This is a genomic window from Streptococcus oralis, from assembly GCF_021497945.1.
GTDB classification, from domain to species: domain Bacteria; phylum Bacillota; class Bacilli; order Lactobacillales; family Streptococcaceae; genus Streptococcus; species Streptococcus oralis_BR.
This window is the reverse complement of sequence record NZ_CP046524.1, coordinates 1,665,769-1,682,156: the sequence shown is the minus strand read 5'-3', so window position 1 is coordinate 1,682,156 and position 16,388 is coordinate 1,665,769. Positions and strand designations below refer to the sequence as shown.

Annotated in this window: 3 protein-coding genes and 1 pseudogene; all 4 read left to right on the top strand. The window is 41.3% G+C overall.

Features of this window, described 5'->3' with window-relative positions; all coding sequences use genetic code 11:
- Positions 1–62 precede the first annotated feature (62 nt).
- A complete protein-coding gene (rpoB, locus tag GOM47_RS08375; protein ID WP_084921215.1) occupies positions 63–3,674 on the top strand; it encodes a DNA-directed RNA polymerase subunit beta in 3,612 nt (1,203 codons plus the stop codon).
- A gap of 32 nt (positions 3,675–3,706) precedes the next feature.
- A complete protein-coding gene (gene rpoC / locus GOM47_RS08370; RefSeq protein WP_235080515.1) occupies positions 3,707–7,372 on the top strand; it encodes a DNA-directed RNA polymerase subunit beta' in 3,666 nt (1,221 codons plus the stop codon).
- Between the two features lie 398 nt (positions 7,373–7,770).
- A complete protein-coding gene (locus GOM47_RS08365; protein WP_235080514.1) occupies positions 7,771–15,582 on the top strand; it encodes a Cna B-type domain-containing protein in 7,812 nt (2,603 codons plus the stop codon).
- A gap of 352 nt (positions 15,583–15,934) precedes the next feature.
- Positions 15,935–16,355 (top strand): annotated as a pseudogene (locus tag GOM47_RS08360) (nucleoside-diphosphate kinase).
- The last annotated feature ends 33 nt before the right edge of the window (positions 16,356–16,388 follow it).

Genomic DNA, 16,388 nt, shown 5'->3' with positions numbered 1-16,388 from the left:
ATATGACGATTAGAAAAGCCTGATTGACAAGGCTTGGAATTTATTTACAAAGGAGAATCATCTTGGCAGGACATGACGTTCAATACGGGAAACATCGTACCCGTCGTAGTTTTTCAAGAATCAAAGAAGTTCTTGACTTACCAAATTTGATTGAAATTCAAACGGATTCATTCAAAGATTTCCTAGACCACGGACTTAAGGAAGTATTTGAAGATGTATTGCCAATTTCAAACTTCACAGACACAATGGAGTTGGAATTTGTTGGCTATGAAATCAAGGAACCAAAATATACGCTCGAAGAAGCTCGTATCCACGATGCTAGCTACTCAGCACCAATTTTTGTAACCTTCCGCTTGATTAATAAAGAAACAGGCGAAATCAAGACTCAAGAAGTCTTCTTTGGTGATTTCCCAATCATGACTGAGATGGGTACTTTCATCATCAATGGTGGTGAACGTATTATCGTTTCTCAGTTGGTTCGCTCACCAGGTGTTTACTTTAATGACAAAGTAGATAAGAACGGTAAAGTGGGTTACGGTTCTACTGTTATCCCTAACCGTGGAGCTTGGTTGGAACTTGAAAGCGACTCAAAAGACATCGCTTATACTCGTATCGACCGTACTCGTAAGATTCCATTTACGACCTTGGTTCGTGCGCTTGGTTTCTCAGGTGATGATGAAATCTTTGATATCTTTGGTGATAGCGAATTGGTTCGCAATACTGTTGAAAAAGATATCCACAAGAATCCAATGGACTCTCGTACAGACGAAGCCTTGAAAGAAATTTACGAACGCCTTCGTCCAGGTGAGCCTAAGACCGCTGAAAGTTCACGTAGCTTGCTTGTGGCTCGTTTCTTTGATCCGCGTCGCTATGACTTAGCAGCCGTTGGTCGTTACAAGATTAATAAAAAATTGAACATCAAAACACGCTTGCTCAACCAAACCATCGCTGAGCCATTGGTAGATCCTGAAACGGGTGAAATCTTGGTAGAAGCTGGCACCGTTATGACTCGTAGCGTGATTGAAAGTATCGAGAGCCACTTGGATGGCGACTTGAACAAGATTGTTTATATTCCAAACGATGCAGCTGTTTTGACTGAACCGGTTGTCCTTCAAAAATTCAAGGTTGTTGCCCCAACGGACCCAGACCGTGTTGTAACCATCATCGGAAATGCCAATCCTGACGACAAGGTTCGTGTTGTAACTCCTGCGGATATCCTTGCAGAGATGAGCTACTTCCTCAACTTGGCGGAAGGTATCGGACGTGTGGATGATATCGACCACCTTGGAAACCGTCGTATCCGTGCAGTTGGTGAATTGCTTGCAAACCAAGTACGTCTTGGACTTTCTCGTATGGAACGTAATGTCCGTGAACGTATGTCTGTTCAGGACAATGAAGTTTTGACACCGCAACAAATTATCAACATCCGCCCGGTGACAGCTGCGATCAAAGAATTCTTTGGTTCCTCACAATTGTCCCAGTTCATGGACCAACACAACCCGCTTTCTGAGTTGTCTCACAAACGTCGTTTGTCAGCCTTAGGACCTGGTGGTTTGACTCGTGACCGTGCTGGATATGAAGTACGTGACGTGCACTACACTCACTACGGTCGTATGTGTCCAATCGAGACACCTGAAGGACCTAACATCGGCTTGATCAATAACTTGTCATCTTACGGACATTTGAACAAGTATGGATTTGTTCAAACACCATATCGTAAGGTTGACCGTGAAACTGGTGTAGTCACAAACGAAATCGTTTGGTTGACAGCCGATGAAGAAGATGAATTTACTGTAGCACAGGCTAACTCTCGTCTTAATGAAGATGGTACTTTTGCTGAGAAGGTTGTCATGGGACGTCACCAAGGGGTCAACCAAGAGTATCCAGCAGAAGTAGTTGACTACATGGACGTTTCACCAAAACAGGTAGTTGCCGTTGCGACTGCATGTATTCCTTTCTTGGAAAACGATGACTCCAACCGTGCCCTCATGGGTGCCAACATGCAACGTCAGGCTGTGCCGTTGATTGATCCAAAAGCACCTTACGTTGGTACTGGTATGGAATACCAAGCAGCCCATGACTCTGGAGCTGCGGTTATTGCTCAGCATGATGGTAAAGTTACCTACGCAGATGCGGACAAGGTAGAAGTTCGCCGTGAAGATGGTTCCCTAGATGTTTATCACATTCAAAAATTCCGTCGTTCAAACTCAGGTACTGCCTACAACCAACGGACTCTCGTTAAAGTTGGTGATGTCGTTGAAAAAGGCGACTTTATCGCTGACGGACCTTCTATGGAAAATGGAGAAATGGCGCTTGGACAAAACCCAATCGTTGCCTACATGACTTGGGAAGGTTACAACTTCGAAGATGCCGTTATCATGAGCGAACGCTTGGTGAAAGACGATGTCTACACATCTGTCCACCTTGAAGAATACGAATCAGAAACGCGCGATACAAAGCTTGGGCCTGAAGAAATTACTCGTGAGATTCCAAACGTTGGGGAAGATGCCCTTAAAAACCTTGACGAAATGGGAATTATCCGTATTGGTGCCGAGGTTAAAGAAGGCGATATCCTTGTAGGTAAAGTAACGCCTAAAGGTGAAAAAGATCTTTCAGCTGAAGAACGTCTCTTGCACGCTATCTTCGGAGACAAGTCTCGTGAAGTGCGTGATACTTCTCTTCGTGTACCACACGGTGCCGATGGTGTCGTTCGTGATGTTAAGATCTTTACACGTGCAAATGGAGATGAGTTGCAATCAGGCGTTAACATGCTGGTTCGCGTCTACATCGCTCAAAAACGTAAGATCAAGGTCGGAGATAAGATGGCCGGACGTCACGGAAACAAAGGGGTTGTCTCTCGTATCGTTCCTGTAGAAGACATGCCTTACCTTCCAGACGGAACTCCAGTCGATATCATGTTGAACCCACTTGGGGTGCCATCACGTATGAATATCGGTCAGGTTATGGAGCTCCACCTTGGTATGGCAGCACGTACTCTTGGTATCCACATCGCAACACCAGTCTTTGACGGAGCAAGTTCTGAAGACCTTTGGGACACTGTCAAAGAAGCAGGTATGGATAGCGATGCCAAGACAATCCTTTACGATGGCCGTACTGGTGAACCATTTGACAACCGTGTATCAGTTGGTGTCATGTACATGATCAAACTCCACCACATGGTTGATGATAAATTGCACGCGCGTTCAGTCGGGCCTTACTCAACCGTTACTCAACAGCCACTCGGAGGTAAAGCTCAGTTTGGTGGACAACGTTTCGGTGAGATGGAGGTTTGGGCCCTTGAAGCCTACGGTGCGTCAAATGTCCTTCAAGAAATTTTGACTTACAAGTCTGACGATATTAACGGACGTTTGAGAGCTTATGAAGCTATTACAAAAGGAAAACCAATTCCAAAACCAGGTGTTCCAGAATCATTCCGAGTTCTTGTGAAAGAATTGCAATCTCTTGGTCTTGACATGCGTGTCCTTGACGAAGATGACCAAGAAGTGGAACTTCGCGACTTGGATGAAGGAATGGACGAAGATGTCATCCACGTAGATGATCTTGAAAAAGCCCGCGAAAAAGCAGCACAAGAGGCTAAAGCAGCCTTTGAAGCTGAAGAAGCAGAGAAAGCAACAAAAGCGGAAGCAACAGAAGAAACTGCTGAACAAGAATAAGCAGTTCACTTAGAATAGAAAGGGAAGAAATAGTGGTTGATGTAAATCGTTTTAAAAGTATGCAAATCACCCTAGCTTCTCCAAGCAAAGTCCGTTCATGGTCTTATGGAGAAGTCAAAAAACCTGAAACAATCAATTACCGTACGTTGAAACCAGAACGTGAAGGACTCTTTGACGAAGTCATCTTTGGTCCTACAAAAGACTGGGAATGTGCTTGTGGTAAGTACAAACGCATTCGTTACAGAGGGATTGTTTGTGACCGTTGTGGGGTTGAAGTAACGCGTACAAAAGTTCGTCGTGAGCGTATGGGGCACATCGAGTTGAAAGCTCCTGTATCTCACATCTGGTATTTCAAGGGGATTCCAAGCCGTATGGGCTTGACCCTTGATATGAGCCCTCGTGCCCTCGAGGAAGTTATCTACTTTGCGGCTTATGTGGTGATTGATCCTAAGGATACACCACTTGAGCACAAGTCTATCATGACAGAGCGCGAATACCGTGAGCGCTTGCGTGAGTATGGCTATGGATCATTCGTTGCCAAGATGGGTGCCGAAGCCATCCAAGACCTTTTGAAACAAGTAGATCTTGAAAAAGAAATTACTGAACTTAAAGAAGAGTTGAAAACAGCTACTGGACAAAAACGTGTCAAAGCTATCCGTCGTTTGGATGTTTTGGATGCCTTTTACAAGTCTGGGAACAAACCTGAATGGATGGTTCTTAACATCCTCCCAGTTATTCCACCAGATCTCCGTCCAATGTTGCAGTTGGATGGTGGTCGTTTTGCCTCATCTGACTTGAATGACCTTTACCGTCGTGTTATCAACCGTAACAACCGCTTGGCTCGTTTGCTTGAGTTGAATGCACCAGGTATCATCGTTCAAAATGAGAAGCGTATGCTTCAAGAAGCGGTTGACGCTTTGATTGATAATGGTCGTCGTGGTCGTCCAATCACAGGACCAGGTAGCCGTCCACTAAAATCATTGAGCCACATGCTCAAAGGGAAACAAGGACGCTTCCGTCAAAACTTGCTCGGTAAACGTGTTGACTTCTCAGGACGTTCCGTTATCGCTGTTGGTCCAACTCTTAAGATGTACCAATGTGGTGTGCCACGCGAAATGGCGATCGAGCTCTTTAAACCATTTGTGATGCGTGAAATCGTTGCCCGTGACATCGTGCAAAACGTTAAAGCGGCTAAACGCTTGGTAGAACGTGGAGATGAACGTATCTGGGATATCCTCGAAGAAGTAATCAAAGAACACCCAGTCCTTTTGAACCGCGCACCGACCCTTCACCGTTTGGGTATCCAAGCCTTCGAGCCAGTATTGATCGATGGTAAGGCCCTTCGTTTGCACCCGCTTGTCTGTGAAGCCTACAATGCCGACTTTGACGGGGACCAAATGGCCATCCACGTACCGCTTTCAGAAGAGGCTCAAGCAGAAGCTCGTATCCTCATGCTCGCTGCTGAGCACATCTTGAACCCGAAAGATGGTAAACCAGTTGTTACCCCATCTCAGGACATGGTTTTGGGTAACTACTACTTGACGATGGAAGAAGCTGGTCGTGAAGGTGAAGGAATGGTCTTCAAAGACCGTGACGAAGCTGTCATGGCTTACCGCAATGGCTATGTTCACCTCCACTCACGTGTTGGTATCGCGACAGACAGCCTCAATAAACCATGGACAGAAGAGCAAAAACACAAGGTCTTGCTTACAACAGTTGGTAAAATCCTCTTCAACGACATCATGCCAGAGGGTCTACCTTACTTGCAAGAACCAAATAATGCGAACTTGACAGAAGGGCTCCCAGCTAAGTACTTCTTGCCACTAGGTGGCGATATCAAGGAAGCCATTCGCAACCTTGAACTCAATCCTCCATTCAAGAAGAAAAACCTTGGAAATATCATCGCTGAGATTTTCAAACGTTTCCGTACAACAGAAACTTCTGCATTCTTGGACCGATTGAAAGACTTAGGCTACCATCATTCAACACTTGCTGGATTGACAGTGGGGATTGCTGATATCCCAGTGGTTGAAGACAAGGCTGAAATCATCGAAGAATCTCATAAGCGTGTAGAACAAATCACAAAACAGTTCCGTCGTGGTTTGATCACTGATGATGAACGTTACAATGCCGTTACAGCTGAATGGCGTGCAGCTCGTGAGAAATTGGAAAAACGCTTGGTCGATAATCAAGATCCGAAGAACCCAATCGTTATGATGATGGACTCAGGAGCCCGTGGTAACATCTCGAACTTCTCACAACTTGCCGGTATGCGTGGTCTGATGGCCGCTCCGAACGGACGTATCATGGAATTGCCAATCCTTTCAAACTTCCGCGAAGGTTTGTCAGTACTCGAAATGTTCTTCTCAACTCACGGTGCGCGTAAAGGTATGACCGATACGGCCCTTAAGACAGCCGACTCAGGTTACTTGACTCGTCGTTTGGTTGACGTTGCCCAAGACGTTATCATCCGTGAGGACGACTGTGGAACAGACCGTGGTCTCTTAATCCGCTCTATCGCAGAAGGAAAAGAGATGATCGAGTCTCTCGAAGAACGTCTCAATGGTCGTTATACTAAGAAAACTGTTAAACACCCAGAAACTGGCGAAGTCATCATTGGTCCAAATGAGTTAATCACAGAAGACAAGGCGCGCGAGATTGTCAATGCTGGTGTGGAAGAAGTGACTATCCGTTCCGTATTTACATGTAACACTCGTCATGGTGTCTGCCGTCACTGTTACGGTATCAACTTGGCGACTGGTGATGCGGTTGAAGTTGGTGAAGCAGTTGGTACAATCGCTGCCCAATCTATCGGGGAACCTGGTACACAACTTACAATGCGTACCTTCCACACGGGTGGAGTTGCCTCAAATACCGATATCACTCAAGGTCTTCCTCGTGTCCAAGAAATCTTTGAAGCCCGCAATCCAAAAGGGGAAGCGGTCATCACAGAGGTCAAGGGACAAGTTACCGCCATTGAAGAAGACGCGTCAACTCGTACGAAGAAAGTCTTTGTTAAGGGTGAAACTGGCGAAGGTGAATACGTCGTTCCATTTACAGCACGTATGCGTGTTGAAGTTGGAGACCAAGTTTCTCGTGGTGCAGCATTGACAGAGGGTTCTATCCAACCAAAACATCTCCTTGCTGTTCGTGATGTCTTGTCAGTTGAAACCTACCTTCTCGGTGAAGTCCAAAAAGTTTACCGTAGCCAAGGGGTAGAAATCGGTGACAAACACATCGAGGTTATGGTTCGTCAAATGATCCGTAAAGTCCGTGTCATGGATCCAGGTGATACAGATCTTCTCATGGGTACCCTTTTAGACATTAACGATTTTACAGATGCTAATAAAGATGTCCTTATCGCAGGTGGAGTTCCAGCGACTGGTCGCCCAGTTCTTATGGGAATTACCAAAGCCTCACTTGAAACAAACAGTTTCTTGTCAGCGGCTTCCTTCCAGGAAACAACTCGTGTCCTTACTGATGCGGCCATCCGTGGTAAGAAAGATCATCTCCTTGGACTCAAGGAAAATGTTATCATCGGTAAGATCATCCCAGCTGGTACTGGTATGGCTCGCTACCGTAACCTTGAACCACAGGCAATCAATGACGCAGAATATCTGGCTCCTGAACAAGAAGAGGCAGAACTTGCTCCAGTAGAGGAAGCTGTGGAAATCCAAGTTGAAGAAACAGTAGAATAAAAGCAAACAAGAGAACCTTTGGGTTCTCTTTTGTTTGGCCTCGTTGTCATTCGAAAATCGAATGCATGACATCTCATGTCCTTGACGAGCGTATTGGTTGCCTCCAATTTTATTTCGAGCAATTCTGTGGTGCTTTCATTATAGTTTTTCTGCTACTTTTTGTCTGTGTTTAAAAAGCTCCATAATATCTGAGGAGATGTTATCCACTACAAATATTATAGAGCTAAAATGAATGAAAAAGGTAGATTTTTCAAACTGTTCTTGGTATAATATTCAATGCTTAAACTGCTATAGATATGCTATATTTATAGGCATTTAATTACTATCTAAAAATAAATTTTTATTTTCAAGATTGAAATATAAAATATTTCAATCTGGATTTGAGTGGAGAAGATTTGATGAATAATGGGATGACATTGCAAAAAGTAACAGCTTTTTTCTTAGTTGTTATAATACTATTAGGGATAATTGTTCCGAATACTATTGCTTTTGCAGAGGGAGTAATAGCTAAAGATACAATTACAGATGTCAAAAAAACTGATAAGGAAACGAAAGAAAAGATAGATCCTGAGGAACAAGCAGATAAACGGGACAATAAAACAGATTCTAAAAAAACTGATAAGGAAGCTGAAGAAAAGATAAATCCTGAAGAGCAAAAAGATAAACAGGACAATAAAGCAGAAATAAAAGACGATGAGTCAGAAGTTAAAGAAGAAGCAACTAAGCCTAAACTGAATCAATCTTTAATGGAATCAGTTTCTTTGAATTCCGGAGCCCCAATGGATAATGGTAAGCTTATGGTATATGATGACAATCATAAGATTAAAGATAAATCAAATGGAGATGGAACGTCAGTAAATCCATATAATTTGGCAACTATGACTAATACATTGTTTACTATAAATTATACACCTTTCTATCAAGTAAAAGACGATGGAAGTACTGAGTTTGGCGACCAAAGAATTGTTGTAGATATACCAACTTATGGATTCAAACTTGCTAATCCAGGAATTGAAGGAGTACAATTTGAAAAAATTACAATGCTAGATGCAAAGGGCAAAGTAATTCCATTGGACGCAGTTTCACAAAAAAATTATGATAAAGTTGTAAAAATTATCTATGATATCAATGATAATTTCCTTCGATCTTTGGGCGGAGGTTCAAGTTTAGTATTTAATATTGCCTTTAATAGACGTAGTTTAACAGATGAAGAATGTAAAAAGTGGATTGCTGAAGGAAAACTTGAAACAAAACTGAATGTTACTGCCTGTGAAGGAGAAAATAACACACCGATTAATAGTACAGGAAATTCATCAGAATACAAATGGAGAATGTCACCAACAAATTATGACGATCCTAAAACTACAGTAACAGGAAATCGTCATCTAAATGCAAGTAGTCTGGCGAAGATTGCGAATTCTGGATTCATAAGATTTTATGATACAGATCCTGCAAGTGGTCCATTTACTGGTAACAAAGATTACTATTATTATAAGCAAGGAACAATTCATGACGCGGATACTCCTCTAATGAGTTTAAAACATATCAAGGTTTATGTTCCGAAAAATGGAAGTGTTGAAGGAAATTTCATTTTACAAAAATTACAAATCAGAAATGGTTTATATGATTTAGATCTTGCTTATTATGCGACAGTCAGTGAAATGAAAAATGATGGTGATGGAAAGGGAAATTATTATCTCATAACACCAAGGAAACCTCTCTATAATAATGGAAGTGACCACAAATGGAACGATGCATTTACAAAGGGATTTTCACTTATTTGGCAAGTTCCTGATGGAATCGACAATATTGGTTCAGATACTTTATATGAAGCTACAACACCTGAATTTGTTTTTGAAACTCCAAATGGAACAGACGGCAAAAAGGAAGTTGTTATCAGCGCTGATGGACAAGGCGTAAAGATTAAAACTATGAAAGCTAATACTGTCGATGGATATGAAATTCATAGTTTTGCTGGACCTGGATATCAACTTTATAAAAATGCTGGAGGATTTTATACTGCAAATGCAGTTTCTGCAGATGCAAAGTATTCTGATGTTGGCTATACACGTTTAAGTAATGAATATTATATTCTAAAAGATGCCAATGGAGAATGGAATGAGTATTTTCCAAAGAATAAAACTGGTGCAACAGTTGAAACTTATGAATTTCCTGAAGAAATTCAACCTACTGCATGGAAAGGAACTGCTCAAACATGGAATACAGATTCTTATAAAGTAGCAAAAGTAGTTTATACTACAGCAGATGGTAATGAACACACAGCAGATGTAAATTCACCTGTTCATTTAGCAAATAAAGTCCATAATTTTCCTGAAGTTAAATTTGACACTTCTGGTGGAAGAGTAACTAAAGTTGAAGTTCATTGGGAGTACTTAAACAATGATACTTTTAATGCAAGTACACATTTTGCTGGTAACTATAAGGAAAATGTTAGAAGACAGTCATTTGCTCAAAGTAAATTTGATATTTATGTTACACCTACAGCTACAGGACATTTGCAGATAAAATATTCTGCAAAATCAACTGATCCAACTGCGGATGCAAATGATAATTTTGATTATGAAGCTAATAAAGCTGTGAAAAGTCCTGTTAATAATGTGAGTGGAAAAGCAAAGGATGATTTCTTCTGGACAACTGTAACTCAAAAGAAATGTACACCTTTGAAAGCTGAGAGTACTGGTGATAGATTAAAGGAAAATGTATTATATCCAAATCAAGCGGAGAATGGAACTTTTTATGATACTTGGAAATTGTTCTTTGATTATGGAACGAAGAAAGAATTTTCTCCTGTAACGAAAAATCCAAGAATTGATTTGACAGTGGGAACTTTGAATCTCAAAGGACTTGATTCTAAGGCTGACAAAACTGGACTTTTGACTGGGAAATTTACAGCAAATAAATCCTTAAGTGGTTGGAAAATTATTTATAAAACTGCGGATAATGTACTTGGAATAGAGGGTACAGAAAAAGTATATAATATTGGAAATATTGAAGATGGAACAAAAATAGACCTTGGAATTAATAGGGATATTGAACATCTATCAAGTATTGTTTTAACTTATGATGGAGTATATAATATTGAGCCATTTGCCGATAAAGAAACAGGAGAAGCAGTATTATTTTCCAATATTGAATATGAACTTAGAAATACTGATTTTAAAGGCAATCCATTGACGATAGAGAAGGAAAAGGGAATTGCTTGGTATGGACCTAATTACTTTATTCAGAATTTAGAAGGCAAATATTATAATGAAAGTTGTAGCGATGGAAATCATATTCATGATGCCGGAAAAGGACAAACTTTTGGTGGTAGGGCGTGGAATGCTATCAAAACACCACAACGTTACGGCCTTTTGACAAGAACTTATATTGTTACAAATAAGACCGCAGATAATGTAATTGAACCGGCAGGAAATGAAACAAATAATTCTATTTCACAGACCGGAACAAGTCTACAAAAAGTTCGATTCAATACAAAAGCTTATGCTTATGCCATGAATTCAGACATGCCGGAAGCAGGTAAGATGCCTTATGGAATTCCTGAATCCGCTTATGTAGAAATAAAAGATAAACAATTTGCTGCAGATGTAGATAAGTGTAAATTTTTAGGATTTGATAATGCATCTGGCAATGTTATTATTAAACAAGTTACAGATGCTGATGGTAGAGTATGGATTAAAATGTCTATTACAGAAGCGGGCATACAAGCTTTAAATAGACAATTTAGAGAAATTACTAAGAATAAAGCTTTTTCTTACTATTATTACTACAATGATAGTGTACTTAAATTTATGGAAGATCCAGTTGTCATTGCACTGAAGAGTTTTAGATACACAAGTGTTACATCTCCAGGAGAAAATGAGCATCGTCCATATGGAATGGTTTATTATGATATGAGCCCACTTGAAACGAAGCTGGATGGAAGTAAAAATGAATATTATAGCCATGCAAAGCTTGAAGGAGATTTATTCCAACTTTCTGAAAATGCAGCAACTGCTCTTGATGCTACGAAGAAAAAGAAATTATTTGGAATTGATTTGAGCAAGGTGGAAGTTGTTGTATCCAAGAATACGGCGGTAGGATCAAATATATTCCCCGGAAAATATGATAATATCGTCTATGGAACAGCGGGAAGTAAATTCCCTACACAGACTTTCTATCCGGATGAAAGAGATAATTTACGAGGAGATTTCTTCGTTCAAGCACCAGACTCAGATGGATTTAAGGATTTTAAGGCTATTATTGAAATTCCTAAAAAGGATAAATCCATATCATATACTCAGCAAAACGAAACTGTTCAAACACCGAAAACCCAAGTGGATATGTATTTGACTGGTGAAGTTAAGGTAATGGGAGATAGTCGTCCTGGGAAACAGGAATTTAGTTATAGCATAGATGGTGGAAATACTTTCGTTTCAGCTGAAAATATAACGGATTGGGGAAAAGTAACCCATGTTAAACTTGATTTGGGAGAACTTCCTAAAGGCAGTCAGGTCAATATTAAGTTACCACTTAAAACTCATGCGAAAACGACAACGGATGAACTTGAAGCATATATTGGTGGAAGTTTTGAAACCACTGATTATACAGGAGTTAAAACGAGTGGATATATAAATCCTGCAAAATATATTTATGGAAATTATGCAGTTATTTCATCAGAAGTATGGTGGGATAAAAACGAAAATGGAGAACTTGATGAGGGGGAAACAAAAGCAAAAGGTGTTAAACTTGAACTATATTCTCCTAATCAAGACATCACTATTAATAATAAGCTAATTCCTGCTAATACTTTGATTCATAGTACAACTACGGATGAAAATGGAGGATACGAATTAAAGAGCTTTATGTCTGAGGCTGGTCAATGGATAAAGGTTACTATGCCAGATGGTGAAACTAAACTTACATTGAAGGCAAAAGATTCGGATATGTTAAAATCAAAGAACTCTGACTTTGACAGAACAAGCTATAAAACAGCTGAATTACCAGAATTGGTAAGAGAAAAACCGCTTGATACTATCGGTTGCGGACTTATAAGAGCACCTAAGATAAAAACAGAGCCTGTTAAGATACATGTTGGAGAGGAGTCAAATGAAGGAGCGGCCAAAGCTGTTGCAACAAGTGACCATCCTACTGTATCTCCTGAATTAAAATATCTTGAGTTACAAAATGATGTGGCAGATGTTGATGATAGTGGTAAAATAAGAGGAAAGTCTACGGGAAAAATTAAAGCTGAAGTTACAACAACCAACACATTGGCTAGTAGCAATCAGGCAATACCTGAAGATACCGTAAAAGCGGAGTACGATATTATTGTTTATGGAAAGGTGAATTATAATAAAAATAACGCTGATGTAAGTGGAGAAGCACCAAAGGATAATAACGAATACTATCCATCCGTTACAGCAGACGGAAATGATGCTGATACTGATAAGGTAACGGTCTTAGATGCAGGTACGATGAAACGATCTGGATATATCTTCAAAGGATGGAATACACAAGCTGATGGTAAAGGTACTATGTATTCAAATGGAGATATATTTAAGACAGGACCAATTAATCAAGATGTAGAGTTATATGCAATTTGGTCTTTAATATGGACACCAATGGAAATTCCAACCCGAGCTGTCACCGTGACAAAAGAGTGGAAAAACTTTTTAGGAACTGATATCGCAGCACCTGTGGACAGCGTCACAGTCGAACTCTACAAAGACGGCGTGGCCACAGGTCAGGTACAGGAGTTGAAGTCAGCCAATAACTGGACAGCCGCTTTTGAGCAATTACCAGTATCCGCGACTTTGGGTGGTGAAAACCACGAGTATACCATCAAAGAAGTTGGCGAAACATTAAACAACATTTCACTTGCAGGCAAATGGTATGGAGTCGGTTACGCAGGCAGCATGAAAGAAGGCTTCACGATCACCAATAAGGAAAAGACTCCATGGGCTCCAATGATCCCACCAACCCGAGATGTCACCGTCACAAAAGAGTGGCAAGATTCAGCTGATAACGATGTATCCGCGCCTGTAGATAGCGTCACAGTCGAACTCTACAAAGACGGCGTGGCAACAGGTAATGTACAAGAGTTGACCAAAGAGAACAAGTGGACAGCCACCTTCGAGAAACTGCCAGTCTCTGCGACCCTCGGTGGCGAAGCTCATGAGTACACCATCAAAGAAGTTGGCGAAAGCTTAAACAACATTTCACTTGCAGGCAAATGGTATGGCGTCCGTTATGAGGGAAGTATGAAAGACGGCTTCACGATCACCAATAAGGAAAAGACTCCATGGGCTCCAATGGAAATTCCAACCCGATCTATCACCGTCACCAAAGAGTGGCAAGGCACAGATGGCAACAAGATTGATGCACCTGTGGACAGTATCACAGTTGAACTCTACAAAGACGGCGTGGCCACAGGTCAGGTACAGGAGTTGAAGTCAGCCAATAACTGGACAGCCACCTTTGAGAAACTGCTAGTCTCTACGACCCTCGGTGGCGAAGCTCATCAGTACACCATCAAAGAAGTTGGCGAAACATTAAACAACATTTCACTTGCAGGCAAGTGGTATGGAGTCGGTTACGCAGGCAGCATGAAAGATGGCTTCACGATCACCAATAAGGAAAAGACCCCATGGGCTCCAATGGAAATTCCAACCCGAGATGTCAAAGTAACAAAAGAATGGAAAGATTCAGCTGGTAACGATGTATCCGCACCTGTAGATAGCGTCACAGTCGAACTCTACAAAGATGGCGTGGCCACAGGTAATGTACAAGAGTTGACCAAAGAGAACAAGTGGACAGCCACCTTCGAGAAACTGCCAGTCTCTGCGACCCTCGGTGGCGAAGCTCATCAGTACACCATCAAAGAAGTTGGCGAAACATTAAACAACATTTCACTTGCAGGCAAGTGGTATGGAGTCGGTTACGCAGGCAGCATGAAAGATGGCTTCACGATCACCAATAAGGAAAAGACCCCATGGGCTCCAATGGAAATTCCAACCCGAGATGTCAAAGTAACAAAAGAATGGAAAGATTCAGCTGGTAACGATGTATCCGCGCCTGTAGATAGTGTCAAAGTAGAACTCTACAAAGACGGCGTGGCCACAGGTCAGGTACAAGAGTTGAACAAAGCCAATAACTGGACAGCCACTTTTGAGCAATTACCAGTATCCGCGACTTTGGGTGGAGCAGCTCATGAGTACACCATCAAAGAAGTTGGCGAAACATTAAACAACATTTCACTTGCAGGCAAGTGGTATGGAGTCGGTTATGAGGGAAGCATGAAAGATGGCTTCACGATTACCAATAAGGAAAAGACTCCGTGGGCTCCAATGGTCCCACCAACCCGAGCGATCACGGTCACAAAAGAGTGGCAAGACTCAGATGGCAACAAGATTGATGCACCTGTGGACAGTATCACAGTTGAACTCTACAAAGACGGCGTGGCAACAGGTAATGTACAAGAGTTGACCAAAGAGAACAAGTGGACAGCCACCTTTGAGCAATTACCGGTATCCGCGACACTAGGTGGAGCAGCTCATGAGTACACCATCAAAGAAGTTGGCGAAACATTAAACAACATTTCACTTGTAGGCAAATGGTATGGAGTCGGTTACGCAGGCAGCATGAAAGATGGCTTCACGATCACCAATAAGGAAAAGACTCCATGGGCTCCAATGGAAATTCCAACCAGAGATGTCAAGGTAACAAAAGAATGGAAAGATTCAGCTGGTAACGCTGTATCCGCGCCTGTAGATAGTGTCAAAGTAGAACTCTACAAAGACGGCGTAGCCACAGGTCAGGTACAAGAGTTGAAGTCAGCCAATAACTGGACAGCCACCTTTGAGCAATTACCAGTATCCGCGACCCTCGGTGGAGCAGCTCATGAGTATACCATCAAAGAAGTTGGCGAAACGTTAAACAACATTTCACTTGCAGGCAAGTGGTATGGAGTCGGTTACGCAGGCAGCATGAAAGATGGCTTTACGATCACCAACCAAGAAAAGACTCCAACAAAACCTTCTACACCAAATAATCCAGAATCGAATAAACCAGAGGTACCAAATACAAGTAATAACAAGACATTACCTAATACAGGAGATGGAAGCAACGTATCCCAATATGCATGGATAATGTTAACCTCAGGAGTATTACTGATGCTAATAGGATATAGACGTAAAAATCAAGGATAGTAGAAATAAGGAATAACTTCACTACTGTAAAGGATAGTGCTTAGGAGTCATGGGCAATTGTAGTGGGCGACATATAACTAAGTACGAGAGAGAATCAGATTGGTTCTCTCTTTTTGATATTCAAAGCAATGAGAATTCTAGTTTTAAAGTTATCAACGTTCTTCAAGTTTTGCGTCAGGTTATGGATGAAACCTAACGTTAAGGCTCTTATCGCTGGCAAGCTCTTCAAGCAATTTGAATGTTAAGATTTACCTACTTTAGAAATGATAGAGCTTGCCAATTTCAGAAAAATTTTCCATAAATTTCCAATGATGGAATAAAATAGAAGAATAAAAGTGTAAAAGGGATAGGCGTGGAACAAATATGTTTTATCATTAAGCCAGATGATGTGAGACAAGGTCTGGTGTGAGAAGTCTTGCAAAGGATCGAAAAGCGCGGTTTTCAGCTTGAAAAATTAGCATTTCATCCATCTGTTTCAGCTGAATTGATTTGATCAGCATTATCAAGATTTGGTAGGGAAAGATTTTTACCCACCCATTCGAAATTTTATAGCTTCAGGACAAGTTGTAGTTGATGTAATTTCTGGAGTTAAAGTAACCGAAAGTTGGCGCAAAATGATGGGAGCGATTTGCCCAGACGAGGTCCTACCAAGTATCATTCGTAGAGATGTTGTTCAAGCAGCAGGAGAAGATGAGGCAAGTCAAAATATTGTCCATGGATCAGACTCAGAAGTGTCTACCAAATGCGAGATTGCCCTTTGGTTCAAAGATTAAGAAAAACTGGAAGAGTAGTCTATTTCAATTACT

Excerpts from the sequence above, each read along its gene's own strand:
- GOM47_RS08365 (WP_235080514.1), top strand. The coding sequence starts at position 7,771 with ATGAATAATGGGATGACATTGCAAAAAGTAACAGCTTTTTTCTTAGTT.